Origin of the sequence: Wenzhouxiangella indolica (genome assembly GCF_042310355.1) — a bacterium.
Taxonomy (GTDB): domain Bacteria; phylum Pseudomonadota; class Gammaproteobacteria; order Xanthomonadales; family Wenzhouxiangellaceae; genus Wenzhouxiangella.
The window spans coordinates 13845-38560 of record NZ_JBHJMR010000014.1 but is presented as its reverse complement, the minus strand read 5'-3'; the positions used below and the strand labels follow the sequence as shown (position 1 = coordinate 38560).

The 24716-nt window shown below is 66.2% G+C and carries 26 protein-coding genes and 1 tRNA gene; 14 read left to right on the top strand and 13 right to left on the bottom strand.

The window, feature by feature from the left end:
• Positions 1-289: 289 nt before the first annotated feature.
• The 4 genes from glmU to ACDC67_RS13190 all read left to right on the top strand — a co-directional run bounded on the left by glmU (position 290) and on the right by ACDC67_RS13190 (position 3750).
• A complete protein-coding gene (gene glmU / locus ACDC67_RS13205; protein ID WP_376693856.1) occupies positions 290-1651 on the top strand; it encodes a bifunctional UDP-N-acetylglucosamine diphosphorylase/glucosamine-1-phosphate N-acetyltransferase GlmU in 1362 nt (453 codons plus the stop codon).
• 76 nt (positions 1652-1727) lie between these two features.
• Complete coding sequence (locus ACDC67_RS13200) at positions 1728-2135, top strand: ExbD/TolR family protein (protein WP_376693854.1); 408 nt, start codon at positions 1728-1730, stop codon at positions 2133-2135.
• A gap of 36 nt (positions 2136-2171) precedes the next feature.
• A complete protein-coding gene (locus tag ACDC67_RS13195) occupies positions 2172-2552 on the top strand; it encodes a DUF4870 domain-containing protein (protein ID WP_376693852.1) in 381 nt (126 codons plus the stop codon).
• A gap of 70 nt (positions 2553-2622) precedes the next feature.
• A complete protein-coding gene (locus ACDC67_RS13190) occupies positions 2623-3750 on the top strand; it encodes an acyl-CoA desaturase (RefSeq protein ID WP_376693850.1) in 1128 nt (375 codons plus the stop codon).
• A 114-nt stretch (positions 3751-3864) separates the two neighbouring features.
• Here the strand turns inward: ACDC67_RS13190 and ACDC67_RS13185 are convergent, their stop codons facing one another.
• From ACDC67_RS13185 to ACDC67_RS13170, 4 genes are read right to left on the bottom strand one after another with little or no spacing between them, the layout of a single operon-like run.
• Positions 3865-4656: a TatD family hydrolase gene (locus ACDC67_RS13185; protein ID WP_376693848.1), complete on the bottom strand. Its 792-nt coding sequence runs from the start codon at positions 4654-4656 to the stop codon at positions 3865-3867.
• A 57-nt stretch (positions 4657-4713) separates the two neighbouring features.
• Positions 4714-5157 (bottom strand): Rrf2 family transcriptional regulator, encoded by a 444-nt coding sequence (locus tag ACDC67_RS13180; RefSeq protein ID WP_376693846.1) that lies wholly within the window; start codon positions 5155-5157, stop codon positions 4714-4716.
• 10 nt (positions 5158-5167) lie between these two features.
• The gene (locus ACDC67_RS13175; RefSeq protein ID WP_376693844.1) at positions 5168-6367 is read right to left on the bottom strand and encodes an NnrS family protein; all 1200 of its coding nucleotides are present in this window, start codon (positions 6365-6367) and stop codon (positions 5168-5170) included.
• Complete coding sequence (locus ACDC67_RS13170; protein ID WP_376693842.1) at positions 6349-6771, bottom strand: YbaN family protein; 423 nt, start codon at positions 6769-6771, stop codon at positions 6349-6351. The genes ACDC67_RS13175 and ACDC67_RS13170 overlap by 19 nt, the downstream gene beginning before the upstream one ends.
• A 250-nt stretch (positions 6772-7021) precedes the next feature.
• Here ACDC67_RS13170 and ACDC67_RS13165 point away from each other — a divergent pair.
• Positions 7022-7097, top strand: a tRNA-Thr gene (locus ACDC67_RS13165).
• 75 nt (positions 7098-7172) lie between these two features.
• Positions 7173-7724 (top strand): lipocalin family protein, encoded by a 552-nt coding sequence (locus ACDC67_RS13160; protein ID WP_376693840.1) that lies wholly within the window; start codon positions 7173-7175, stop codon positions 7722-7724.
• On the opposite strand, the gene mnmC is transcribed toward ACDC67_RS13160, so the two are convergent.
• Entirely contained in the window at positions 7718-9586 is a 1869-nt protein-coding gene (mnmC, locus tag ACDC67_RS13155) for an FAD-dependent 5-carboxymethylaminomethyl-2-thiouridine(34) oxidoreductase MnmC (protein WP_376693838.1), read from the bottom strand. The two genes, ACDC67_RS13160 and mnmC, sit on opposite strands and share 7 nt — an antisense overlap.
• A 67-nt stretch (positions 9587-9653) precedes the next feature.
• On the opposite strand from mnmC, the gene ACDC67_RS13150 reads away from it, so the two are divergent.
• Together ACDC67_RS13150 and gcvH are read left to right on the top strand one after the other, a co-directional pair.
• The gene (locus tag ACDC67_RS13150) at positions 9654-10121 is read left to right on the top strand and encodes a MerC domain-containing protein (protein ID WP_376693836.1); all 468 of its coding nucleotides are present in this window, start codon (positions 9654-9656) and stop codon (positions 10119-10121) included.
• Positions 10122-10192: 71 nt separating this feature from the next.
• A complete protein-coding gene (gcvH, locus tag ACDC67_RS13145; protein ID WP_376693835.1) occupies positions 10193-10582 on the top strand; it encodes a glycine cleavage system protein GcvH in 390 nt (129 codons plus the stop codon).
• Between the two features lie 319 nt (positions 10583-10901).
• Here the strand turns inward: gcvH and nfi are convergent, their stop codons facing one another.
• The 7 genes from nfi to groES all read right to left on the bottom strand — a co-directional run bounded on the left by nfi (position 10902) and on the right by groES (position 18600).
• Positions 10902-11558, bottom strand: coding sequence for a deoxyribonuclease V (gene nfi / locus ACDC67_RS13140; RefSeq protein WP_376693832.1), 657 nt, complete (start codon positions 11556-11558; stop codon positions 10902-10904).
• Between the two features lie 2 nt (positions 11559-11560).
• Complete coding sequence (gene glnE / locus ACDC67_RS13135) at positions 11561-14119, bottom strand: bifunctional [glutamate--ammonia ligase]-adenylyl-L-tyrosine phosphorylase/[glutamate--ammonia-ligase] adenylyltransferase (protein WP_376693830.1); 2559 nt, start codon at positions 14117-14119, stop codon at positions 11561-11563.
• Positions 14116-14901: a gamma-glutamyl-gamma-aminobutyrate hydrolase family protein gene (locus tag ACDC67_RS13130; RefSeq protein ID WP_376693829.1), complete on the bottom strand. Its 786-nt coding sequence runs from the start codon at positions 14899-14901 to the stop codon at positions 14116-14118. Before ACDC67_RS13130 ends, glnE begins: the two co-directional genes overlap by 4 nt.
• Complete coding sequence (locus ACDC67_RS13125; protein ID WP_376693827.1) at positions 14898-15899, bottom strand: amidoligase family protein; 1002 nt, start codon at positions 15897-15899, stop codon at positions 14898-14900. The genes ACDC67_RS13130 and ACDC67_RS13125 overlap by 4 nt, the downstream gene beginning before the upstream one ends.
• 97 nt (positions 15900-15996) lie before the next feature.
• Positions 15997-16386: a hypothetical protein gene (locus ACDC67_RS13120; protein ID WP_376693826.1), complete on the bottom strand. Its 390-nt coding sequence runs from the start codon at positions 16384-16386 to the stop codon at positions 15997-15999.
• Between the two features lie 205 nt (positions 16387-16591).
• The gene (groL, locus tag ACDC67_RS13115; protein WP_376693824.1) at positions 16592-18250 is read right to left on the bottom strand and encodes a chaperonin GroEL; all 1659 of its coding nucleotides are present in this window, start codon (positions 18248-18250) and stop codon (positions 16592-16594) included.
• A 59-nt stretch (positions 18251-18309) separates the two neighbouring features.
• Positions 18310-18600: a co-chaperone GroES gene (groES, locus tag ACDC67_RS13110; RefSeq protein ID WP_376693822.1), complete on the bottom strand. Its 291-nt coding sequence runs from the start codon at positions 18598-18600 to the stop codon at positions 18310-18312.
• Positions 18601-18865: 265 nt separating this feature from the next.
• Here groES and cutA point away from each other — a divergent pair, with 265 nt between their 5' ends.
• From cutA to ACDC67_RS13095, 3 genes are read left to right on the top strand one after another with little or no spacing between them, the layout of a single operon-like run.
• Positions 18866-19192: a divalent-cation tolerance protein CutA gene (cutA, locus tag ACDC67_RS13105; RefSeq protein ID WP_376693820.1), complete on the top strand. Its 327-nt coding sequence runs from the start codon at positions 18866-18868 to the stop codon at positions 19190-19192.
• Positions 19189-21474 carry a protein-disulfide reductase DsbD gene (locus tag ACDC67_RS13100; protein ID WP_376693818.1) on the top strand — a complete coding sequence of 762 codons (2286 nt, stop codon included), beginning with the start codon at positions 19189-19191 and terminating at the stop codon, positions 21472-21474. The genes cutA and ACDC67_RS13100 overlap by 4 nt, the downstream gene beginning before the upstream one ends.
• Positions 21471-22013: a TlpA family protein disulfide reductase gene (locus ACDC67_RS13095; RefSeq protein ID WP_376693816.1), complete on the top strand. Its 543-nt coding sequence runs from the start codon at positions 21471-21473 to the stop codon at positions 22011-22013. Before ACDC67_RS13100 ends, ACDC67_RS13095 begins: the two co-directional genes overlap by 4 nt.
• A gap of 37 nt (positions 22014-22050) precedes the next feature.
• Here ACDC67_RS13095 and ACDC67_RS13090 read toward each other — a convergent pair whose 3' ends face one another.
• Positions 22051-22401: a hypothetical protein gene (locus ACDC67_RS13090; RefSeq protein WP_376693814.1), complete on the bottom strand. Its 351-nt coding sequence runs from the start codon at positions 22399-22401 to the stop codon at positions 22051-22053.
• On the opposite strand from ACDC67_RS13090, the gene aroQ reads away from it, so the two are divergent.
• The 3 genes from aroQ to accC are packed head-to-tail and all read left to right on the top strand — an operon-like array spanning position 22378 to position 24669.
• Positions 22378-22824 (top strand): type II 3-dehydroquinate dehydratase, encoded by a 447-nt coding sequence (gene aroQ / locus ACDC67_RS13085; protein ID WP_376693813.1) that lies wholly within the window; start codon positions 22378-22380, stop codon positions 22822-22824. The genes ACDC67_RS13090 and aroQ overlap by 24 nt on opposite strands.
• 9 nt (positions 22825-22833) lie before the next feature.
• Complete coding sequence (accB, locus tag ACDC67_RS13080) at positions 22834-23316, top strand: acetyl-CoA carboxylase biotin carboxyl carrier protein (protein WP_376693811.1); 483 nt, start codon at positions 22834-22836, stop codon at positions 23314-23316.
• Between the two features lie 6 nt (positions 23317-23322).
• Positions 23323-24669 (top strand): acetyl-CoA carboxylase biotin carboxylase subunit, encoded by a 1347-nt coding sequence (gene accC, locus ACDC67_RS13075; RefSeq protein ID WP_376693809.1) that lies wholly within the window; start codon positions 23323-23325, stop codon positions 24667-24669.
• Positions 24670-24716 lie beyond the last annotated feature (47 nt).

The following is a 24716-nucleotide window of genomic DNA, read 5'->3' as shown; positions in this document are numbered from 1 at the left end:
AAAAAATTTTTTCGAAAATTGGCGGAATTTCTGGAACTTTTGCGCGTGGCCTCCGGTCTGATTAATTACCATGCGCATGGTATTGGTTCGCTTCCCTCCCTAGGCGAACCAAGAGGATTCGGTTACAGTCCCCAAACCGGATCCGAGTACAGGCCCCGGGTCCTCCCTCGCCCGGGGCCTTTTTTATTCTGAAATCGCCCCCGTACGCTTTTCCCCCCTGAAACCCAGGCTCGGAGCTCCGCATCGAGCGATATACTGGCCGTCAGATTTCTAGGGGTAGTGGTTTTCAATGCTGGAAGTGATCATCCTCGCCGCCGGCGAAGGCAAGCGCATGAACTCGGCCCGGCCGAAAGTGCTGCAGCCGGTCGGCGGGCAGGCCATGCTGCAGCATCTGGTCGATGCGGTGAGGGCGCTGGAGCCCGGCGCCATTCGTGTCGTCATCGGTGCGGGAGCCGATCAGGTTCGTGGCGAGCTCGACGGGCAGGGCATCGAATGGGTGCTGCAGTCCGAGCGGCGCGGCACCGGTCATGCCACGGCGCAGGCGCTGCCGGGGATCGATCCCGCGGCCCGCGTGCTGGTGCTTCCCGGCGACATGCCGCTGATTCGCGCCGGCACGCTGGCGCAACTGCTCGACAGCGATGCGGACCTGGCGGTGCTGAGCTTTCTCGCCGACGATCCCACCGGCTACGGACGAATCGTTCGCAGCGACGGCCGGGTGGTGGCGATCCGCGAGGAGAAGGACGCCAGCGACGAGCAGCGCCGTATCCGGGAAGTCAATAGTGGCGTGCTGTGCGCCCAGGCGGCCGAGCTGTCGGGCTGGATCGACCGGATCAGCGACGACAATGCGCAGGGCGAGTACTACCTGACTGACTGCATCGCACACGCGGCCGATGAGGGCCGACGCGTGGACGCGGTCGTGGCAGAGCACGCCGATGAGTTGCTCGGCGCCAATGACCGCGCCCAGCTTGCCGAGCTCGAGCAAGTCTTCCAGCGTCGCGCCCGCGCGTCGCTGCTGGACGACGGTGTTACGCTGCTCGATCCCGAATCGGTTCAGGTGCGCGGCCCGGTGTACAGCGGCCGCGATGTCTGTATCGATGTCAACGTGGTTCTCGAAGGGCACAATCGATTCGGTGACGGCGTCGTGATCGGGCCCGGCTGCGTGGTGCGCGGCTGTGACCTGGCCGCCGGCACCCGGATCGAGCCGATGAGCGTGCTCGAGGGCGTGCGCACGACCGGCGCCTGCTCGGTCGGGCCGTTTGCGCGCCTGCGCGCGGGCACCGAACTGGCGGCGGGGGTGAAGGTGGGCAACTTCGTCGAGACCAAGAAGGCGAAACTGGCCGCTGGCGCCAAGGCCTCGCACCTGAGCTACATCGGCGACGCCGAGGTCGGTAAAGATGCGAACATCGGTGCCGGCACGATCACCTGCAACTACGACGGCGCCAACAAGCACCAAACCGTGATCGGTGACCGGGCCTTCATCGGATCGAACTCTTCGCTGGTCGCGCCTGTCAGAATAGGGAGTGATGCCACAATCGGCGCCGGGAGCGTGATTGCCTCGGATGCGCCCGACGGCCAGCTTACCCTCGCCAGGACCCGGCAGCGCAGCGTGCCCGACTGGGAACGACCCACCCGAAACGACAAAAAATCCTGAACCGGAGTTGGCGCAGGGGGTGTCCCTGCGGTATTCTCGTCACCTTACAGTTTTTCGCCAGAGATTTCGTTGCAAAATGCGTAGACGCCATCGCCCAGAGGAAGAAGCCGAGATCAACATCACGCCGATGCTCGACATCGTGTTCATCATGTTGATCTTCTTCATCGTGACCACCTCCTTCGTCCGCGAACAGGGCCTGGATATCTCGAGGCCGTCGGACAGCGACACCAAGACCGTGCAGGAAGACGAAGACCTGCCGATCGTCGTGCGCATCGACCAGGCCAGCATGGTTACGGTCAACAAGCGCCGCGTGGAGCCCGAGGCCATTCGCGCCAACCTCGAGCGCGAGTTCGCCCAGAGCCCGCAGTCGCCGCTGATCGTCGCGGCACACCCGGATGCGAATACCAATGCCCTGGTGCAGGTGCTCGATTCGGCCAACGTCGTCGGCATCAGCAATATCTCGGTCGCTACCGAGAACCAGTAGCGCGGCCGAGCCATTCCGAATCACCTGGAGCCCAAGATGAACGAAGAGTATTCCCCGGAGTCCGGCGACACGGCTGGAGATAAAGACACCAACACCTGGGCGATGATCCTGCATCTTTCGATGCTCTCGGGCCTGGTCGTGCCCATGGCGGGTCTGATCGTTCCGATCGTCATCTACATTCTCAAGAAGGATGATCTTCCGGGCCTGCAGCCGCACGGCTACGTGATCTTCAACTGGATGATCAGCGCGTTCATCTACGGCATCATCGGCGGCATCCTCATTCTGGCCTTCGGTCTTGGCATCCTCGTGCTCATGGCGCTGGGCCTGCTCAGCCTGATCTTCCCGATCATCGGCGGGGTCAAGGCTTCCGAGGGCGAAGTCTGGCCTTATCCGCTCTCGATCCGCTTTTTCAAGTAATTCGGGTTTCGGCGGGTCGCTCGACCATGAAACGACGCGAAGCCGAAATCCCAAGGAAACAACGCAGCATATGACTCAGCAAAAGCCCGGCCTGGTTTACGAAAACCTGGCCTTCTTCATCGCCATCGCCGTGCTCGGCTTCGTCGCCGCGCCGCTTTGGGGCCTGTTCTACGGTTTCAGTGGATGGACCTGGTTGTTTGCCGGGATCTTCTGGGTGCTCAGCGGCCTGTCCATAACCGCCGGATACCATCGACTCTGGTCGCACCGCACTTACAAGGCCGCCTGGCCGCTGAGGCTGTTCTTCGCCGTATTCGGCGCCCAGTCGCTGCAGAACTCCATCATGATCTGGTGCGCGCGCCATCGGGTGCATCATCGTCATGTCGATGACGTCGATCGCGATCCGCACTCGATCAAGTCCGGTTTCTGGCACGCCCACATGGGCTGGATGCTTCGCCGCTATCCCACCAGCGAGATCGACTTCGACCAGGTGCGCGACCTCGAGCGCGACCCGATCGTGAGGTGGCAGCACCGCCACTACTGGCCGCTGACCTGGGGCATGAACCTGGGCCTGCCGCTGCTGCTGGGCTGGATCGTGGGCGATATCGTCGGTATGGTCCTGCTCGCCGGCGCCTTCCGTCTGGCCTTTTCCCAGCAGTGCACGTTTTTCATCAACTCGCTCGCCCACACCCTGGGCAAGCGCAATCACAACCTCGACAACACGGCGCGCGACAGCGGCGTTGTTGCCCTGCTGACCTGGGGTGAGGGTTATCACAACTTCCATCACGCCTTCCAGGCGGACTACCGCAATGGCATCAGCTGGTGGCAGTTCGACCCGGGCAAGTGGCTGATCGCCGCGGCCTCATGGATGGGGCTGGCATTCGAACTGCGGCGCACGCCGCGCTTCAAGATTCGCCGCGCCCGGCTCCAGGTCCAGTTCCGTGAGTTGCAGGAGCGCCTGTCCGGCGACCCGTCGGCCATGAGCTGGGCGGAAACCCTCGACCGCGAGTATCAGCAGTTCAAGGACACGGTGGCGCAGTGGCAGGCCGTCCAGGCTGATCGCGTCACCGCCGGCAAGGCCGCGATTCGTGACAAGTGGCGCCGGACCGAACTGTCCACGCGCTACCGCGAACTCGAATACCGCCTCAAGATGCAGGCCCGCCGCCTGGCCACCATCCGCCAGGCCGCTACCGCGGCGTAGCGCGGGGAAAGCACCAAATCTCAAGCGCCAAATTCGAAACAAACTCGAAATCCGAAGTTTCGAATGACCAAAACGCCTGATGCGTGGCGGTGTAGGTCGGGGCCGCATGGCCCACTAGCCGGTCAAGCGAAAGAAGCGCCGCGCCGTGGTGGTGGTCTCCTCGGCCAGCTGATCGGGGCTGGTGCCTCGGCAGGCGGCGACGGTGCCGGCGATCCAGGGTAGCCACTGCGGCTCGTTGCGGCGGGTCTTGATCTTCGGTTTCATGTTGCGCGGCTTGAGGTAGGGCGCGTCGGTCTCGAGCATCAGGCGCTCGGCGGGAATCTCGTGCACGAAATCCTTCAGGTGCCGGCCGCGACGCTCGTCGCAGATCCAGCCGGTAATCCCGATGTGGCAGTCCATCTCCAGGTATTCCAGCATGGCATCGCGGGTGTCGGTGAAGCAGTGCACGACCGCGCCGGCCAGCTGCGGACGAAACTCGCGGAAAATCGCCACGAAGTCGTCGTGGGCATCGCGCTGGTGCAGGAATACCGGCTTGCCGCAGTCGACGGCCAGTTCGAGCTGCTTTTCGAAGGCCCTGCGCTGCGCCGGGCGCGGGGAAAAGTCGCGAAAGTAGTCGAGCCCGCATTCGCCCACGGCGACCACGTTGTTCGCTTCGTGCAAGTCGGCCAGGACGCTCAGGCTCTCGCCGGTAACCGCTTCGGCGTGATGCGGGTGGACGCCGGCGGTGGCGAACAGGACGCCGGGCCATTCAGCGGCCAGCTCTCGCGCCTGGACGCTACCCGCCTCCGTCGCCCCGGTGACGACCATCTGCGCCACGCCGGCCTGGCGGGCGGTCTCGATGACCGTCTCGCGATCGGCGTCGAAGGAGTCGTGGGTGAGGTTGCAGCCGATATCGATCAGTTCCATGGCGCGAGATTGTACCGTTGCGCGCCCTCGATTGCCGGCTAATGGGGCACTCGATGGCTATTCGATGCGGAGCTTCAGGAGGCGGGCCATTTCCGGCGCGATTTCGGGCGTGACCAGGTCGGCAAGCGTGTAGCCGTCGAGCACGTCGAGAAAGGCGCGCAGCGCTTCGTCGAGCATGCGCGGCAGGGCGCAAGCCGGCGTGATGATGCAGCGGTTCTCCGGGCGGAAGCACTCGACCAGGCCGAAGTCGGGTTCCATGTCGCGCAGGACGCGCCCGATGACCATGGTCTCCGGGGCCGCACCCAGGCGAATGCCGCCGCCGCTGCCGCGCGTCGACTCGACGTAGCCCAGGCCGGCGAGCTGATGGGCGACCTTCATCAGGTGATTGCGGGAAATGCCGAAGGCCTCGGAGACCTCCTGGATCGTCACGCGGCGGTCACCGCTCAGCGCCAGGTGCATGAGCACGCGAAGGGCCAGGTCGGCGTGGTGTGTCAGTCGCATGGCGGGATGCTCAGCCGGGACGGCCGTCGGCGCGCGGGGCGACCAGGATCGGCAGGTAAATCCAAAGAAATACCCCGAAGGCGCCCGCCCATGCGGCGGTCGTGGTCGTCACTCCGAGGCGCCAGGGCATCCAGTCGAGCGCCGTGGCCAGGCGAACGAGTGCGGCGATGAGAATCAACGCATAGCAGGCAACCGCGCCGCGCGGCAGCTCGAGGTCTCGCCCGGTATGGCCGAGCGCGACACGCGTCATGACACCGACGATCATCACGGCCATTGCACCCGGTCCCAGGGCGTGAAGCCAGGCCGTTCGCGGAATGCCGGGCAAGCCGTAGGCCACCGCCATCAGCAGCAGGCCCAGCGGGATCCAGGCATAGCCGGCGTGCAGGATCCACACCAGCGGCTCCCGTCGCGCGCGCCAGCCGCTCCATCCGATCACCCGGATTGCATTGGCCAGGCCGGCGACAGCCGCCATGCCGGCCGCGACGGCGGCGGGTGCGCCGGCCAGAAGGAGCAGGGCCAGCAAGGCCGTCGCACTGATGCTGGCAGCCTCGGCCCAGGGCCGGGTCTTCACGCAGGCGGGATCGATCTGCCCGCGCATCATCCAGTTGCGCGTGAACGCCGGCGTGATGCGGCCGCCGATGATCACGATCAACATCACGATCAGGAGCATGGCGCCTAGTTCCGCGCGCTGCACCAGGGCGGGATCGCCATTCAATACCGCGGCGTGAAAGAGCAGGTTGGCCAGCCACAGTGCGCTGACCACGGCGACCAGCGGCAGATTGCGGAAACTGCCCGAGCCGATGATGACCCGGCCGGCGTAGACGGCGACCGCTGCCAGGAAGGTCAGGTCGATCACTGCCACCAGCGCCAGCGGCAGCCAGTTGGAGAGCCACATCGCGACCCGGCCCGCCAGCCACAGACCGAACAGCATCTGCAGCTTCGAGCCCGACAGCGGTGCGGCGCCGGTCCAGTTGCACATGGCGGTGAGCAGGAAGCCGGCAACGGCGGCGGCCACCATTCCGAAGAGCATTTCGTGGCTGTGCCACTGCATCGGCAGGTAGCTACCCGCCAGCGGCCAGCCCAGCAGCAGAACGCCGAGCCAGGCGCCAATGCCCGCGATCGCGTAGATCGCGGTGGCAGCGAAGAAGGGCCGGAAAGGGTAGGCCCAAAGCGCCGTCGGACGCGAGACGGCTATCGATTCAGGTTGCATCGGCGTGGATCGTCGGGCTGGGTCGTGTGAGTGGGGCGGGAGAGAATGAAGGTGGCCACGGCGGTGAAAAACAGCGCGACCGTGGTCAGCACGAAGGGCGCTGCGCCGCTCAGCCACAACACCCACAGGCTGACGGCCATGAGCAGGCAGGCGGCCAGTTTGGCGCGAGCGGGCACGGCACCGTGCCGATGCCAGGCGCGCAGCGACTGGCCGTAGCGCGGATGGCGGTAAAGCTTGAAGCGCAGCCTCGGCGACGAGCGCGCCGCGGCCCACAGCGCCAACAGCAGGAACGGCGTGGTCGGCATGACCGGCAGGATGGCGCCGATCGCTCCGAGGCCGACAAAGCCGTAGGCAAGCGACAGATACACCAGCCGGTGAGTCGAATGCCCGGGACGCGCCTTCATGTCAGTGAAGCTCCCCACACTAATCATGCATATAGTATACATCTTGTGGGCCGATTACGCACGGCAGCCCTAAGGGCGCTGTCCAATCCGCCAGGTTTGGGTAAAATGTACGTGTTGCCGGCTCAGCTCAGTTGGTAGAGCTGTTGCGGAGATTCGGCAGCGCTTCTTTCAAGCTTCGCTTGAAAACCGCACTACCGAAACGATTAGAATTGACTCCCAAGTCAATTGTGGCAATTCATTTGACCCAAACGCCGGTTTAGCTCAGTAGGTAGAGCATCTGATTTGTAATCAGAGGGTCGGGGGTTCGACTCCCTCAGCCGGCACCATTTCTCTTTCCCCCTGCACTTTCCTTCACGGTCCAGGCGCTACGTTTCGCGGCATTCGTGGAACGGAGCATCGAAATGAAACAATTCTTCGCCATACTCGCGCTGCTGGCGCTGTCGGGCTGCGCGATGATGCGGGGCGGGCCGCCGCTGGAAACCGTGGAGCGGGTCGATCTCGAGCGCTACATGGGGCAGTGGTACGTGATTGCCAACATTCCCTACTTCGGCGAGCGCGGCAATGTCGCCGGGCGGGCCATCTACCGGATGCGCGAGGATGGACGAATCGACGACATCTACCGCTACCGCGACGGCAGTTTCGACTCGCCGGAGGAAGAAATGCAGGGCGTGGCCTGGGTCGTCGACGAGGAAAGCAACGCGCAATGGAAGGTTCAGTTCTACTGGCCGATCCGGTTCGGCTACTACATCATTGGTCTCGACGACGACTACCGTTGGGCGGTGGTCGGCCATCCCTCGCGCGAGTACGCCTGGATCATGGCGCGCGAGCCCGAGCTTCCCGCAGAACGCTACCAGGCCCTGCTCGATCTGCTGGCTGCCCGCGGCTTCGATCCGTCCCGGGTCGAGAAGGTGCCGCAAAGGCCGGGGCAGGTCGGCCAGCCGGGGTTTCAGTGATGGTCGGGTCGCCAGTCGGGATCGCGCCGGCGCCGGCGCTCGATGAATCGTTCGGGCGCGAGTGAGGCGATGACCCCATCATCCGCGGCCGTTGGCAGGCCGGAGAGTAGATCGGCGATGAGGTCGGCGCACAGCGGCGTGTGGCTGAGCCCCTTCGATCCGTGGGCGATGTTGAGCCAGACGCGTTCGTCCAGCGTGTGCGGATTCGCGGCGGGATCCGGGCAGGGACCGACCAGGGGCAGCCAGTCGCCCGATTGGCAGCGCAGGCCGGCATGTTGACCGACGACCTCGATATCGCCGCCGCCCAGGGCTCGCCAGAGCGCCGGGATGTTGCGCTCCAGTTCGGCCAGGTTGTGCTGGTTGTCGACGGGATCGATCACGGGAGCCTGGCGCTGGCGATCAAAGGTGGCGCCCACGCTGTGCAGGCCCTCGAAGGCCGGCGTGACGTAGCCGGTATGGCAGTGCACTTCCCCCCAGCGCCGACTGGCCGCCGTGGCGCGGCAGAAAGTGACCTGGCCGCGAACGATCCGCAGCGGCAGCCAGCCCAGCCCCGTGAATCGGCGGCTTGCGCCGGCGGTGCACAGCACGGCGGTGTCCGCCTCGAGCCAATCGCCTGATGCCAGTCGCAGCCTGACCGAATCCCCGCTGGCCAGCGACTCGACGCTGTCGGCGCGGGTCGTGATGTCGGGATGATCCAGCAGGAAACGACACCACGCGGTCGGCCGCAGGCACCCGGCGCCATGGATGCGGACGCTACCTGCCCCTTCCGGCGAGAGCATTTCCCGCGGCCATGCCCCGCTGTCCACGGCCCGATGCGTTTTTTCGGCCACCCGCGGATCGACCAGGTGCTGGACGACGTCTTCGAGCCGGCCATCGCGCGCATCGCGCGGGAAGCCCAGGCGGCGGAGCCAGCGCTGTGCCTGCAGCAGGGCGCCGAAATAGAAGCGGTTCTGGGCATTGAGGTGATGGCTGGCGGTGGCGTAGAGCACGGCGGCCAGGGCGGACGGCGCCGGAGCGGCGACTGCCGGGTCGAGTACGCGAACCCGCCAGCCGCGCTCGGCCAGCGCCCGGGCGGTGGTGCTGCCGGCCAGGCCGGCGCCGACAACGACCGCCTCGCCGCGCCGGGCTTTCTGCGGCGTCCAGTCGCCCGGCGCGCGGGCCGTCAGCCGGTGGCGCTTGTGCCCGAAACCGGCGTGTCGCTCGACTCCGAATCCGGCCGATTCCAGGCTGCGCCGCACCGCCCCGGCGGCGGTGAACGTCGCGACCGTTGCGCCGGGACGGGCGCGCCCGGCGAGGGTCCGGAAGAGGCGCTCGGACCAGAGCCCCGGGTTGCGCGCCGGCGCGAAACCGTCGAGGAACCACGCGTCGACATCTCTCGGTCCGTGCGCCCACATCGTTTCGGCATCGCCGAACATCAGGGTCAGTTCCACGCGCTCGGACAGGCGGACTCGATGGAACCCGGGTGCCGGCGGCGGCCATGCTGCCCGCAGCGCTCTGGCCGGACCGGCCAGTTCGGGCCATTGCGAAAGCGCGAAGGCCAGGTCCTCGCGCGAGAGTGGATGAAGCTCGGCCGAGACGAAGTGCAAGCGCGCCGAGGGCGGCGCGTGCCGCGAGAAACAATCGGCCGCCAGCAGGGCGTTGAGGCCGGTGCCGAAGCCGGTCTCGCCGATGACGAACAGCCCGTCGTCGGGCAGCTCGGCGAACCGCTGCGGCAGCTTGCTGGCGTCGATGAACACCGCGCGGCTCTCGGCCGCACCGTGACCGGGCATGTAGTAGCTGTCGCCGAAATCCTCGGCGAAGGGTGTATCGCCTTGCCAGCCGATCCTGGCCTCGCGGATTGGGGGAAGCGTGAAATCGCGCATGACGACGCCCGCGGCAAAGCCGCCATTCTAAGGGGGCGCCCCGGCTCGCGTGGCAACCGGACCAAAAATGTTATATCATACGCTTTTCACGCAGCAACAGGCAGTCAGCATGGCCGTTGTCTTCAAGTCACCCGAGCAGGTCGCGCGCGGTACGGTTCTCGATCGTGCGGGTATCTGCGTGTCCGCGGTCTGCCTGGTGCAGTGCGTGATGCTCAGCCTGACGCTGCTGCTGGCGCCCATGATTTCGCTGGGCGTGTTCGGCAGCGATCTCTTCCATCGCTTGCTGTTGCTGCTGATCTTGCCGCTGAGCCTGGGCGCTTTCTGGCTGGGCTACCGCACGCATCGCAGTCTGGGCCTGCTGTGGGTCGGGATTGCCGGGCTGAGCCTGCTGCTGGCCGCTGCCGTGCTCGAAGCCAGCGTGCTCTCACCCCTGGCCGCCTCGGCGCTGACTTCGGTCGGCGGGCTGACCCTGATCGTCGGTCACTGGCTCAATCTGCGCCGCCGGCGTAGCGTCTGTCTTCGCCCCCGGGTCTGAGGGCTCGATTGCGTCTCGGCAGGGCGCGGGTTTGCTGATAGAATTTCCGCAAATTCTCAAGGGACGGCTTCATGAGCGACATTCCTTCCGATCTGCGCTATGCGGAAAGCCACGAGTGGGTCAGCCAGGAAGAAGAAGGCGTGGTCAAGGTCGGTATCAGCGACCACGCGCAGGAACAGCTGGGTGATCTGGTTTTCGTCGAGTTGCCCGAAGAGGGCGAGACCTTTGGCCGGGGCGATGCCTGCGCCGTGGTCGAGTCGGTCAAGGCCGCCTCCGACATCTACTGCCCCGTCTCGGGCGAAGTCACCGTGGTCAACGAGGCGCTGGCGGACACCCCCGAAATCGTCAACAACGATCCCTACGGGGACGGCTGGCTGTTCTCGGTCAAGCTCGACGATCCCGGCGAACTCGATGAGCTGATGGATGCCGAGGCATACCGCGAACACCTCGACGAAAACTGAGAAATCGGTTGAGAGCTACTGCGCGGGCTGCTGACGGCGTCCGGCAGGACAGGCGGAATGCCGAGTGCGGTTTTCGCGGAGCGAAAAGAGCGCTCGGCTGTAGCCGTCGTCCGTGTAGGCAGTGGAGTCTTGGCGGTTTTCCGAAGGAAAGAAGCCCAGACGGAGCGCTGTTGAACGCGTGCTCGGAATCCTCACGTAGTATCGTCTACGCTGCGGTTCCTCCGCTCCGGCGGCCACCGTCAGCAGCCCGCTCGCTACGCTCTCAACCGATTTCTAGTGAATTTGATAGTTAGAGCTTTGGACTGTTAGCAGTTGAGGGCTACTGTGCGGGTGGCTGGCCGGCGAGGCGGTCGGCGTGTCTGATCGGTTCGGGGAGTCGATAGCGCGGGGTGCAGGCCAGCACGAGTTCGACCGCCGTGTCCAGGCTGACGCGATGGCCGACGGAGATGTAGAGGGGCCGCACGCGGTCTCTTGAGCGCAGCACCCGGCCGATCACCTTGTCGCCATCCACCAGATCGACCACGCTTCCCTTGTCGCTGCCGGGATCTTCGTGTTGCCCGCACAGGCGGCTCTTGCCGACCCCGATGGTCGCCAGCCCCGTCGTCACGCCCAGGTGGCAGGCAATGCCGAAGCGTCTCGGGTGGGCGCGTCCCTGACCGTCGCACAGCACCAGGTCGGGCGAATGCGACAGCTGCTCCAGCGCGCCGAAGATGGCCGGCAGTTCGCGGAAGGACAGCAGGCCGGGAATGTAGGGCAATGCCGTCGGCCGTTCATGGGTTACCGTCTCGATCACTTCCAGCTGCGGGTAGCGCATGACCACGACCGCCGCGCGGGTGCTGCGTCCGCGGTCGGGGAAGGCGGCATCGACACCGGCCACGAGTCGGGGCGGCAGGCGCAGGTCGTCGCGGTCGATGACCCGGCGCGCCAGCGACCGCTGGCGTTGTACAAGCGCTCGCGCGTCGGTGCTTTCGTCCACGGCTACGCCCTTGCGTCTTCCGCCGGACCGAAGTGTGTCGACCAGGCTTCGTCGATCAAGCCGCGAACCGCGGGCTCGTCGAAAGGTGTGGGCTCGCGCCGCAGCCAGTCGAGGTGACGCCGCTCGAGCAGTTGGTTCCAGGCTCCGGCCAGCGCCCCGGCTTGCCGGGCATCGATCCATCCTGCCTCGGCCAGCGCTTCCAGCTGGCCGTCGGTTTCGCGCAGATCGATCAACTCGGGATGCTCGGCGGCCTGGGTGAGCACGCCCAGCTCGGCCAGGAACTGCAGGTCGGTGAGCGATCGCTTGGTGGGCGATTCGCGCCTGTCTTCGCGCTGCCGGCGCCGCATCTCCTGCAGCTCCCTGGCGACCGCGTCGGCATCACGAGCTTGCGTGAGCACGGTTCGACGGATCGACTCGAACTCCGAGGCCAGGGTCGGATCGCCGGCGATCCAGCGCGCACGAATGAGCGCCTGGTGTTCCCAGGTCCAGGCCTTATTGACCTGGTAGTCACGAAAGCTCTCGAGCGTGGAAACCAGCATGCCGGCGCGCCCGTTGGGGCGCAGCCGCGTGTCGATCTCGAACAGCTTGCCGCCGGGCAACGGCATCTCGAGCGCGCTGACCAGTCGTTGCACCGTACGCCGAGGCGCTTCTCCACTCCGGTGCAGAAAGACCAGGTCGAGGTCCGACTCGAAGTGCAGCTGGCCGGCGCCGAGGTTGCCGTAAGCGATGACCGCCAGGTTGGTATCGCCCCGGCCGGAAAGTGAAAGAACCCGGTCGACGATGGTGCCGGCCATGGCGCTGAGCTGGCGGCCGGCATCGACGGCATCCATCCGGTCGTCGAGCTCGGCCAGCGCGGTGCGCAGGAAGCCGGCCTGCCGCCAGCGCGACAGGGCCCAGAGGCTGGCTTCCTTGTCGTCCGGATCCGGCCTGGGCGCGGCAGGCAGCTCGAAGCCATTGATCGGATCGAGGAGGTCGTCGATCAGCTGTGGCGAGGCGATGATCCATTCGGCCACGCGCTGGCTGTGGTGGAAAACACGCACCAGCCGCTCAAGGGTTTCCGGGCGCTCGCGCAGCAGTGCCAGGTAGGCCGAGCGGCGCGAGATCTGGTCGATCAGCCGCAACAGGTCGGCCAGGCCCGTGTCGGGCGGGCGCTGGCGTCCCACCGCCTCGATCAGGCCGGGCATCAGTCTTTCCAGCCGCTGCCGGCCTTCGGCGCTCAGGGCACGACGCTGCAGGTTGGCATGGCATTGCATCAGATGTTCGGCGGCGTCCCCGGGCCGCTGGAAGCCGGCCGCCTGCAGGTGCGCTTCGGTGTCCTCGCCGGGCGGCCACAGCGCGCCGGCCTCGGCCGAGTCGGCATCGGGGTCGCGGAAGCGCTCGCTGAAGTGACGGTTGACCGTGGCGCGATGGTGCTCGATGACCTCGTTCAATTCGTTCCAGTCGGCGTGGTCGAGCAGTTCGGCCAGTCGCTGCCGATCCTCGGCATCCCCCGGCAGTTCGTGCCCCTGGCGCGCGGTCAGCGCTTGCAGGCGGTTTTCGAGCGTGCGCAGGAAGGCGTAGGCAGCGCGCAGCTCGCTTGCGTCCTCGCCGGGTATCAGGCCCAGGCGGGCGCAGGCCTCCAGCGCCGGCAGAAACCCGCTCTGGCGCAGCGTTTGCTCGCGTCCCCCGCGCAGGATCTGCAGGGACTGGACCAGGAATTCCAGTTCGCGGATTCCGCCGCGGCCGCGCTTGATATCGGCACGATCGCGCCGGGCCCGGGCGTTGGCGTCGATGCGCCGGTGCAGTTCGCGCAGGCTCTCGAAGATGCCGTAGTCCAGGTAGCGCCGGTAGATGAACGGCCGCAGCGATTCGATCAGCGCCCGCCCGGCCTCGAGATCGCCGGCGACCGGGGCGGCCTTGAGCCAGGCATAGCGTTCCCAGGTTCGCCCCTCGCTGAGAAAGTACTGCTCCATTGCCGGCACCGACCAGACGAGGGCGCCGGAATCGCCGAACGGCCGCAGCCGGGTGTCGACGATCCAGGCCCGCCCGTGCGCGTCGACCGCGTCGAGCAGCTGGATAAGCCGGCGCGCCACGCGTTTCATCCAGTCGGCCGCCTCGATCCGCTTCGGGCCGCTGCTGCGCCCAGCAGCGTCGTGGGCGAAGACCAGGTCGATATCGGAATTGAAGTTGAGCTCGTCGCCGCCGAGCTTGCCCAGGCCGAACACGATCAGGCGCGGGCGGCTGCCGTCTTCGTTATCGAGCCAGCCGTGGCGCCCGGCGACCTCGTTCTCGGCTTCGGTGAGCGCCAGCTCGATACAATCGCGCGCCAGCGCTGACAATCCCCGACCGGTTTCGGAAATGTCCGCCTCGCCGCTCAAGTCGCGCCAGAGCAGATGGACCGACTGTAGCTGCCGGTACCGTCGGAGCGCTCTCGTCGCATCGGCGCGCATTTGCTCCTCACCGGGTAGTTCGAGCGCGATATCCGGCCCGGGTGCATCGTCGAAGCGACGCCAGGCCTCCGCCACGAAGCGGCAGTGGGCCTGCAGCCACTCCGCATCGATGTCTTGTCCGGGACGGTTCATCTCGGTTCGCCTGCTTTCGCGTTCTCTACCAGGGCTCGGAACAGCGCCTGCTGCCGCCTGCGCTGGGGCAGGTACTCGGGATGCCACTGTACCCCGATGAGCCAGGATTGTCCGGCGCCCTCGATCGCCTGGACGATCCCGTTGGACTCGGTTGCGCCGATGACCAGCCGGTCGCCGAGACGGTCGATGGCCTGGGAGTGCAGCGCATTGACCAGACAGGGGCCGGCACCCAGCAGCCGGGAGATGCGGCTGTCCGCCTCCACCGTGACGCGCTTGCGCGGCAGGACCGATCGGATCGCGGGGTACTCGTCGTAGAAGCCGATCAGGTGCTGGTGCAGACTGCCGCCGAAGGCCACGTTCATCAGCTGCATGCCGCGACAGATGCCGAGCATCGGGAGGCCTCGCTCGCGCGCCTCGTCGATCAGGCGGTACTCGAGCGCATCCCGATCGCTGTCCGGGCCGCCGTGCTTGGTCGTCAGGAGCCGGCGGAGGGCGACAACCAGGGGGAAAAGGGCGAGACCGAGCCAGCGGCGCCATCCGCGCGCCCCGCGGTCGGTCAGCTGGCGCGGCCCGGAGCGCGTTTGCTGGCCGTAGAGGCCGGGGCTGACGTCGGCGCCGCCGCCCAGGATCAGGCCGTCGAGTTGCTCGATGTCGCAAGCCTTCCCCGGGCGGATGCGCAGCGGGCGACCGCCAGCGCGGCGGACGGCCAGCGCCGAGAACCACCAGGCCGCCAGGCCGCCGCGGTCCGGGCCGGTGACGCCGATGACCGGCCGTGCCGTCATCGGCGCAGCCGTCGCCAGGCGCGTGAGATCCAGTGTCGAAGGCGGCTGGAACTCGACAGGCGTCGCGCGCGCTCGCGCTCGAGCCTTTCGGGGTCGTTGGCGAGCCGCTCGATGGCCATCCAGCGATTCCAGACATGGGCCAGCGACCAGTCCGGCTCGTCAATCAGGCAGTTGGGCAGGCGGTAATGAAACGCCGGTCGGGGCTTGACCAGGCTCGCCTCCACGGGCGCGCTCATGACGCGTTTCTCGTCGATGTGCGCGAACAGGGGAAGCAGGTCGAGCGGGCGGTTGCGGGTTGGCGTGAGCCTCAGGTAATCGCCGATCAGCTCGTCCAGGTCGGGCCGGTAGTCAGCCTGCAGGACGTGGACGAGGTATTCCTCGGGAAACGGCTGGACGTAGGGCGTGACGCGCCGCGACAGGTCGACCCGTTCGTCCTCGATGAGCTTGTCGTAACTGAGCAGGAACGCGCGGATGATCGACAGCAGGTAGTCGGCCTCCAGGCTGGCAGCCTCGATGTTGAGCTGCATGCCGAAGGCGAACAGCGGTGAAGCATGCGTGCCGCGGGCGCCGGCGCGTTGCAGCCGCGCGCGAATGTCGTCGAGCGTGCTCAGTTCGGTCCACGGCACGGGCGGGCCGACCAGTTCCAGCGGCACGATCAGGCCGGCCACGCGTGAAATCAGCGATTCGATCTGCTCGCGCTCGTCGCCGTCGCCGATATCGATGCCGAAGTCGGCGAGCAGCTTCTGATACTGGCGACTCTTGAGCAGCTCGGCATCCAGCTCGACGCGAAAGTCGCCCAGTCGAGAGTCGCGAACGTGCGACAGGAAGGCGCTTTCGACTTCGGCTTCTCCGCCGACAACATCGAGCACGGCCCGGACGACCTGCTCGGGGCGAAGTCCGGCCATCTCGAGTTCCACGCCGACATGGCGCGTCTCACCCTCGGCATTGTTGCGACGCGGCGGCGGATCAAATTGCGAGGTATCGGCGCGATCGTTCATGGATGCCGACAGGATACCCGACGGGTGCGACGCGGATGTATGTAGGCCGGGGATGCGACCCCGGCCTACGTAATCGATCGAGATGCATGGAGAGGCGTCAACCCAGCGACAGGTACCGGTCTTCCTCGCGCAACAGGAACAGGGCGATGCAGGCTCCCAGCATGGGGATGGCGGCCAGGAATAGCATGTTGTTGAACGGGTCGAGGTACTGCTGCCAGGACGAAAGTACCGAAACCGTGTGCGTGACAAGCACGAAGCCGTAGGTCCAGAACTTCCACAATCCCAGCACGAAGGCGATCTCGATCGCCAGTTGCACCAGGCCGATGATCAGCAGGATCGTGGCGCCCATGCCGGAAATAAAGTAGAAACCCTCGAACACGGCCGCCGCGTGGCCCGGGTTGAGCAGCTTGTCCAGCGACCACATGGCCATGACGATGAACACCGTCACGCGCAGGATGAAAAGGGAGATTCCGATTGGTTGTTTCATGGTCTGACGGCCAGCGTTTGCATGTGGCGGCCAAGATAGCAGGCGCTGGCAAGCACCGTCCCTACGTAATTGCCGTAGGTCGGGGCCGCGTCCCCGTCCTACGCCCCCAAACGAAAAACCCCGGCACAGGGGCCGGGGTCTTCGAATTTCGAACGGGTTGCTCGATCGCTAGGGGCAACGAACGAGCGGGTGCAGGTTCCGGGGCTTACATCATGCCGCCCATTCCGCCCATACCACCCATTCCGCCCATGCCACCCATGTCCGGGGCACCGCCGGCGTCATCCTTCTGCGGGATCTCGGCAATGGCGCACTCGGTGGTGATCATCAGGCCGGCGACCGAGGCGGCGTTCTGCAGGGCAGTGCGCGTGACCTTGGTCGGGTCGAGAATGCCGGCATCGATCATGTCGACGAACTCGCCGGTGGCGGCGTTGTAGCCGTAGTTGCCCTTGCCCTCGGTAACCTGGGCCAGGATCACGGACGGCTCACCGCCGGAGTTGTACACGATCTTCCTCAGCGGCTCTTCCATGGCGCGCAGGGCGATCTTGATGCCCACGGTCTGATCGTCGTTGTCGCCGGTGAGCTTCTCGATCGCGGCGCGGGCACGCACCAGGGCGGTACCGCCGCCGGGCACCACGCCTTCCTCGACGGCCGCACGCGTGGCGTGCAGGGCGTCTTCGACGCGGGCCTTCTTTTCCTTCATCTCGATCTCGGTGGCGGCGCCGACCTTGATCACGGCCACACCGCCGGCCAGCTTGGCCACGCGTTCCTGCAGCTTCTCGCGATCGTAGTCGGAGCTGGCGTCCTCGATCTGGGCGCGGATCTGGCCGACCCGGCTTTCGATCGCGGCCGCGTCACCCGAACCGTCGATGATGGTGGTGTTTTCCTTGTCGATCTGGACCTTCTTGGCCGAGCCGAGCTGGTCGATGGTGGTCTTCTCGAGGCTCATGCCGACTTCCTCGGAGATCACCTGACCACCGGTCAGGACGGCCATGTCCTCGAGCATCGCCTTGCGGCGATCACCGAAGCCGGGCGCCTTGACGGCGGCGACCTTGACCGTGCCTCTGAGGTTGTTGACCACCAGGGTGGCCAGCGCCTCGCCTTCGATGTCCTCGGCACAGATCAGCAGGCTGCGCGACTGCTTGGCCACACCTTCGAGGATCGGCAGCAGCTCACGCACGTTGGAGATCTTCTTGTCGTGCAGGAGGATGTAGGGGTTTTCGAGCTCGACCTGCATGGTCTGCTGGTCGGTGACGAAATACGGCGAGAGATAGCCGCGGTCGAACTGCATGCCTTCGACGACCGACAGTTCGTTGTCGAGCGACTGGCCTTCCTCGACCGTGATCACGCCTTCCTTGCCGACCTTGCCCATGGCTTCGGCGATGATCTTGCCGACTTCTTCGTCGCTGTTGGCCGAAATGGTGCCGACCTGGGCGATGGACTTGTCGGTGTCGCAGGGGGTGGACAGCTTCTTGAGCTCATCGACGGCGGCGCGCACGGCCTTGTCGATGCCGCGCTTGAGGTCCATCGGGTTCATGCCCGCGGCGACCGACTTGACGCCTTCGCGCAGCATGGCGTGGGCCAGCACGGTCGCGGTGGTGGTGCCGTCACCGGCCTCGTCGGAAGTCTGGGAAGCGACTTCCTTGACCATCTGGGCACCCATGTTCTCGAACTTGTCTTCCAGCTCGATTTCCTTGGCCACCGACACGCCGTCCTTGGTCATGGTCGGGGCGCCGAAGCTCTTTTCGATCAGGACATTGCGGCCCTTGGGGCCGAGGGTGACGCTGACTGCGCGAGCCAGCACGTCCACGCCCTTGAGAACCTTGTTGCGGGCGTCTTCGGAAAATCTTGTTTCTTTGGCGCTCATGATTGTTTTCCTCTAAATCTTGAGTCTTGGGATGTCAGGTTGATCTGCGGGCGGCCGTCTCAGGACTCGACCACTGCCATGATGTCGTCTTCGCGCATCACCAGCAGTTCGTCGTCGTCGACCTTGACCTCGGTGCCGGAATACTTGCCGAACAACACCTTGTCGCCCACCTTCACATCCAGCGCTCGCTGTTCCCCGTTGTCGAGGACCTTGCCGTTGCCGACTGCGATCACCTCGCCGCGGATGGGCTTTTCGGTGGCACTGTCGGGAATCACGATCCCGCCGGGGGTGGTGCGCTCTTCTTCCACGCGCTTGACGATGACGCGATCATGCAAAGGACGCAGTTTCATGGGTCTTTCTCCCTTTCACTAACGGTTGTTTTTGACAAATGGCATGCCACCTGGACTGGCTGATGCCCGCCCGGATGTCCATGCCTGACTCGGGGGCGCGTCCCACCAAACCGGGTTTGGTCAAGACGTCGCCGACACGCCTTGGCAAATGGAGCCCGCCGAAGAGCATTTCAAGGCTTGGGGTCGCTTCGTCGTCCAGATTTTTGTGCCGACGAACACGGCCTGTCAGAATAAGCGCCCTGCAAGCGATCGCGAGTGAGGCTGAATGAACATGCAAGACGATATCTGCCTGGTGCTGACGACCTGTCCCGACCGTGACACCGCTGAACGTCTCTCGGCCGTGCTGGTCGAACAACGGCTGGCCGCCTGTGTATCGGCCGGCGCGGAAGTGATCTCGACCTACCCCTGGCAGGGCCGGGTCGAGCGCGAGAGCGAGGTTCCGCTGACCATCAAGACCACCCGGGCGAGGGTGAGCGCGCTCAAGCAGGAGCTGGTTGCGCAACATCCCTACGAGGTTCCCGAGCTGCTGGTGGTGCCGGTCAGCGACGGACTGGACGACTACACCCAATGGATTCGGGACTGGATTCAATGACCAAGCAATTTGCGCGGGCCCTGCTGCTGCTCGCTTCCCTGCTCCCCCTGGCCCTGCAGGCCCAGATCAACCCCGACGACCTTCTGCCGGTCGAGCGCGCCTTCGCGCTGGAAGCCGAGGCCGAAGCCGGTGGCTCGACGCTGGTGCTGCAGTGGGAGGTCGCCGAGGGCTACTACCTGTATCGTCACGCTTTCTCGGTCGAGGTCGTCGGTGACGATGCCGCGCTGGGCGAGCCGGTCATCCCCGCCGGTGAGGCGACGGTCGACGAGTTCTTCGGGGAAACCGAGATCTATCGCGACAGCGTGACCGTCCGCGTGCCGGTCGAACGTGCCCCGGCCGACGGCGAACTCGTCGTCCGCGTCGGCTTCCAGGGTTGCGCCGACCTGGGGGTGTGCTATCCCCCCCATCGCCAGGAAATACGTGTGCAGCTTCCCGCCTCGCAGGCCGCCGCGCCGGACCCCGGCGCCGGGCAGTCGCTCGCCGGCGGAGGGCAGGGTGACACGGGCAGTTCGCTCGATGCCCTGCTCGGCGGTCAGCGCCAGGCTCTGCCGGCCGAGCAGGCATTCCGCATCGAGGCCATCGAAGACGGGCCCGACCGACTGCTGGTGCGCGCGAGCGCCCAGCCCGACTATTACCTCTATCGTGAGTCCTTCTCTTTCCGGATCGACGATGCCGAAGTGGCGGTGAGTGCCGTCGACCTGCCGCCGGGTGAACCCAAGACCGACGAGTATTTCGGCGAGACCCGCGTGTACTTCGGCGAGGCCGAAATTCCCGTGCGCCTGGAGCGACCGGCCGGCGGCGAGCGGGAGATCGAGCTGGAAGTGAACTTCCAGGGCTGCCTGGATGAAGGGATCTGCTACCCGCCCATGACGCGCAGCATTCCGGTGACGCTGCCGGCCGCCGAGAATGACGCGGGGTCGCCGCAAGCCGTTACGGCGCCTTCGGCCGGGCCAGGTGCCGTGAGCGAGGAGGCGGTCGAGGCGGTGATGCCGCAGTCCGAGCAGGATCGCCTCGCGGCGGCCCTGTCCGGAAGGCCGCTGGTCGCCGTGGGGCTGTTCCTGGTTGCCGGGCTGCTGCTGGCCTTCACGCCCTGCGTCTTTCCCATGGTGCCGATCCTGTCGGGACTGATCGCCGGCGAAGGCGATCGCATGACCACCGGCCGGGCGTTTCGCCTGTCGCTGGTTTACGTGCTCGCCATGGCCCTGGTTTACACCCTGTTCGGGATCGTCGCCGGCCTGTTCGGCCAGAACCTGCAGGCGGTGTTCCAGCATCCGGCGGTACTGATCGGCTTCGCCGGGCTCTTCGTCGTGCTGTCGCTGGCCATGTTCGGCTTCTACGAGCTGCAGCTGCCGCCGGCGGTGCAGACGCGCCTGAACGAATGGTCGAACCGCGCCGAGGGCGGCACCCTGCTGGGCGCGGGCATCATGGGCGCGCTTTCGGCGCTGGTCGTCGGGCCCTGCGTGGCGCCGGCGCTGATGGGTGCGTTGATCTACATCGGCCAGAGCGGCGACGCCGTGCTCGGCGGCCTGGCGCTGTTCGCCATGGCCATCGGCATGGGGATCCCGCTGATCGTGTGGGGCACCTCGGCCGGCCGGCTCCTGCCGCGTGCCGGCGGCTGGATGAACGCGGTCAAGGCCGTCTTCGGCGTCGGCTTGCTGGCTCTGGCCATCTGGATGCTCGAGCGGGTCCTGCCGGGCGCGGTCATCATGCTGCTGTGGGGTGCGCTGGCCATCGCCTCTGGCGTCTACCTGGGCGCGCTGACGCGTCTGGATCCCGGGGCCGGTGGCTGGCACAAGCTGTGGCAGGCGCTGGGCTTGATGCTGCTCCTGGTCGGTGCGGCCCAGTTCGTCGGTGCGCTTTCGGGCGGCCGCGACTGGACCCGCCCGCTGCATCACCTGGTCGGGGCCGGCGGCGGTGCGGCCGTCGAGGCGCCGGCCTTCCGTGAAGTCGACACGCTCGAGCAGCTCCAGGCGGCCGTGGCCGCGTCCGACCGGCCGGTGTTTCTCGACTTCTACGCCGACTGGTGCGTCGACTGCGTCCGCATGGAACGCCGCACTTTTCCCGACCCCGCCGTGGCCGAGCGCCTGGGTGACTTCACGCTGCTCAAGGCCGACATCACCGCCTACAACGATGCGCACAAGGCCATGCTCGAGCATTTCGGCCTGATCGGGCCGCCGGCCTACCTGTTCTTCCGCGACGGCGAGGAGCTCGAGCGATTCCGCATGTTCGGCTTCCTCGGCCCGGACGAATTCCTGCCGCTGCTCGACGAGGTGGCGCGATGAGGGGCTGGCGGCTTTGGGTTTCGGTCGTGGTGTTCGGTTTCCTGCTGGGCACGGCACTGGCCTGGTTGACCAATCGGGCCTCCGAGTCCGATTCCGGCGCCGCGCCGGAATCCGGGCTGGCCATCGGCGACCCTCATCCGGGGTTTGCTCTGCCCACCCCGGGCGGGGAACAGGTCGACGCGGAGCGCTTCGCCGGGCGGGCCATGCTGGTCAACTTCTGGGCAACCTGGTGCGCGCCGTGCCGGCGGGAAATGCCGGTGCTGCAGGCGGCCAGCGACAAACATGGCGATGCCCTGGCGGTGGTCGGTATCGCGCTCGACGATCCCGAGCCGGTCCGGCGTTTCATCGACGAGCTGGGCATCGACTACACCATCCTGGTGGGCCAGGACGCGGTGCTGGATGCCCAGCGCGCCTGGGGCAACGAGGTCGGCGCAATGCCCTACACGGTGCTCGTCGGGCCGCAAGGCAAGGTGCGCTGGCTCCACTACGGGGAAGTGACCGGGGAGGAGTTGGCAGAGGCGTTGGGAGGAGTGCTCTAGACGCGGTGCCGGGGCCTCTACGGGAAGGTTTCAGGGTTCAGGTTTCAGGGTTCAGGCGGCGCGGAGCGACTTGGGGGCCGGCTTCGCCGGGATTAACATAGGAAAGATCGGAAGGCGGAATCTGGAGGGGGCCGTCTGCGCCTGCGATGCGGATCAACTTGCCATACTGCCCAGCGCCCAGCGGGCACGGCGCAAGGGTTTTCGGCAACGCTCCCTCGGCCACACCAAGCGCCCCTGAAACCTGAAACCTGAAACCTTCTTCAAACGACCATTCGCCACCGTATCTTCGCCGAACTTCACCGAACGTGTGGACATTTCCCGCAACATGCGGCACACTCTCGGCTCCTTCATGGCAGGAGCCGGCATGACGGCCGTTCTCGTTGTTCACGGACCCAATCTGAACCTGCTGGGACGGCGCGAACCCGCCGTGTACGGTCACGATACGCTGGCCGACATCAACGCCCGCCTGGCGCGTCTGGCGGCCCGTAACGGCGTCGATCTGCAGACGTACCAGTCCAATGCAGAGCACGAGCTGGTCGAGCGCATCCAGTCCGCGGCCGATGACGGCACGGACTGGATCCTGGTCAATCCGGCCGCCTACACGCACACCTCGGTCGCCATCCGTGACGCGCTGGCCGCGGTGGCCCTGCCGTTTATCGAGATTCATCTGAGCAACCCGCATCGTCGCGAGCCGTTTCGGCACCGCTCCCATTTCAGCGACCTGGCCGAGGGCGTGGTCGCGGGGTTCGGCGCCGATTCCTACTTGCTGGCGTTGCAGGCTGTCATCAACAAGACCAATGCTTCGGGATAGAGACAGACCATGGACCTGAGAAAAATCAAGAAACTGATCGAACTGCTCGAGGAGTCCGAACTCGCCGAGATCGAGATTCACGAGGGCGAGGAATCGGTGCGGCTGATTCGCCACCATGCGCAGCAGGCCGGGGCCCCGGCCGCGCAGATTCCGGTCTCCGCGCCGCCTGCCCAGCAGCAACCGGCGCAGGCGGAGGCACCCCGCCCGGCGGGTGAGGCGGCGGACGCCGGCTCGGGCGAGGCCCTGCCGGAGGGCGATGTGGTTCGTTCGCCCATGGTCGGCACCTACTACTCGGCACCCAACCCGGAATCGGATCCCTTCGTCCGGGTGGGCAGCAAGGTCAGCACGGGCGACACCCTGTGCCTGGTCGAGGCAATGAAGATGTTCAACCAGATCGAGGCCGAATTTGGCGGCGAGGTTGTCGCCGTGCTGGTCGAGGACGGCCAGCCGGTCGAGTTCGACGAGCCCCTTTTCGTGATCCGCAGGACCTGACGCGACATGGCACCGTTCAAGAAGGTACTCATCGCCAATCGCGGCGAGATCGCGCTGCGCATCCTGCGCGCCTGTCACGCCATGGGCATCCGCACGGTGGCCGTTCATTCCACCGTCGATCGCAATCTCAAGCATGTCGGCATGGCCGACGAGTCGGTCTGCATCGGTCCCGCCCCGGCCAACCAGAGCTATCTGAACGTGCCGGCGATCATCGCCGCCATGGAAGTCACGGATGCCGAGGCGGTTCATCCCGGTTACGGCTTCCTGGCCGAGAACGCCGACTTCGCCGAGCGTGTCGAGGAGTCCGGGTTCACCTTCATCGGGCCGCGCGCCGAAACGATCCGGCTCATGGGCGACAAGGTGTCGGCCATCAACGCGATGCACCAGGCCGGCGTGCCCTGCGTGCCCGGCTCCAACGGGCCGCTGGACGACGACGAACGGCGCTCGCGCAGGCTGGCCGATGACATCGGCTACCCGGTGCTGATCAAGGCGGCGGCCGGTGGCGGCGGGCGCGGCATGCGCGTGGTGGATGATCCCGAGGACCTGATCAAGTCGATCAACCTGACCCGGCAGGAGGCCCGTTCGGGCTTTGGCGACGAGACGGTCTACATGGAAAAGTTCCTGACCAATCCGCGCCATGTCGAGATCCAGGTGTTGTCCGATGCCCACGGCAATGCCGTACACCTCGGCGAGCGGGACTGCTCGATGCAGCGGCGCCACCAGAAAGTGATCGAGGAGGCGCCGGCGCCGGGTATCACCGACGAGCAACGCGAGCGCATCGGTCGCATCTGCACCGATGCGTGCAAGCGGATCGGCTACCTGGGCGCCGGGACCTTCGAGTTCCTGTTCGAGGACGGCGAGTTCTACTTCATCGAGATGAATACGCGCATCCAGGTCGAGCATCCGGTGACCGAGTGCGTGACGGGGCTCGATCTGATCCGCGCCCAGATCCTGGCCGCCGCGGGCGAGCCGCTGCCTTTCCGGCAGGAGGACGTGATCATCCAGGGCCATGCCATCGAGTGCCGGATCAACGCCGAGGATCCGGAAAAGTTCATCCCGCAGCCGGGTACGATCGAGGCCTTCCATGCGCCCGGTGGTCCCGGTGTGCGCGTGGACTCACACATCTACGACGGCTACAAGGTGCCGCCCAACTACGACTCGATGATCGGCAAGCTGATCACGCACGGCGAGACGCGCGAGGCGGCCATCGAGCGCATGCGCGTGGCCCTCGACGAGATCGTGCTCAAGGGGGTGGTCACCAACATTCCGCTGCACCAGCGCCTGATCCGCGACTCCGGCTTCCGCCAGGGTGGGACGAATATTCACTACCTGGAGAAGCTGCTTAAGGGCTGAGGGACCAGGGACCAGGGACCAGGGACCAGGGACCAGGGACCAGGGAC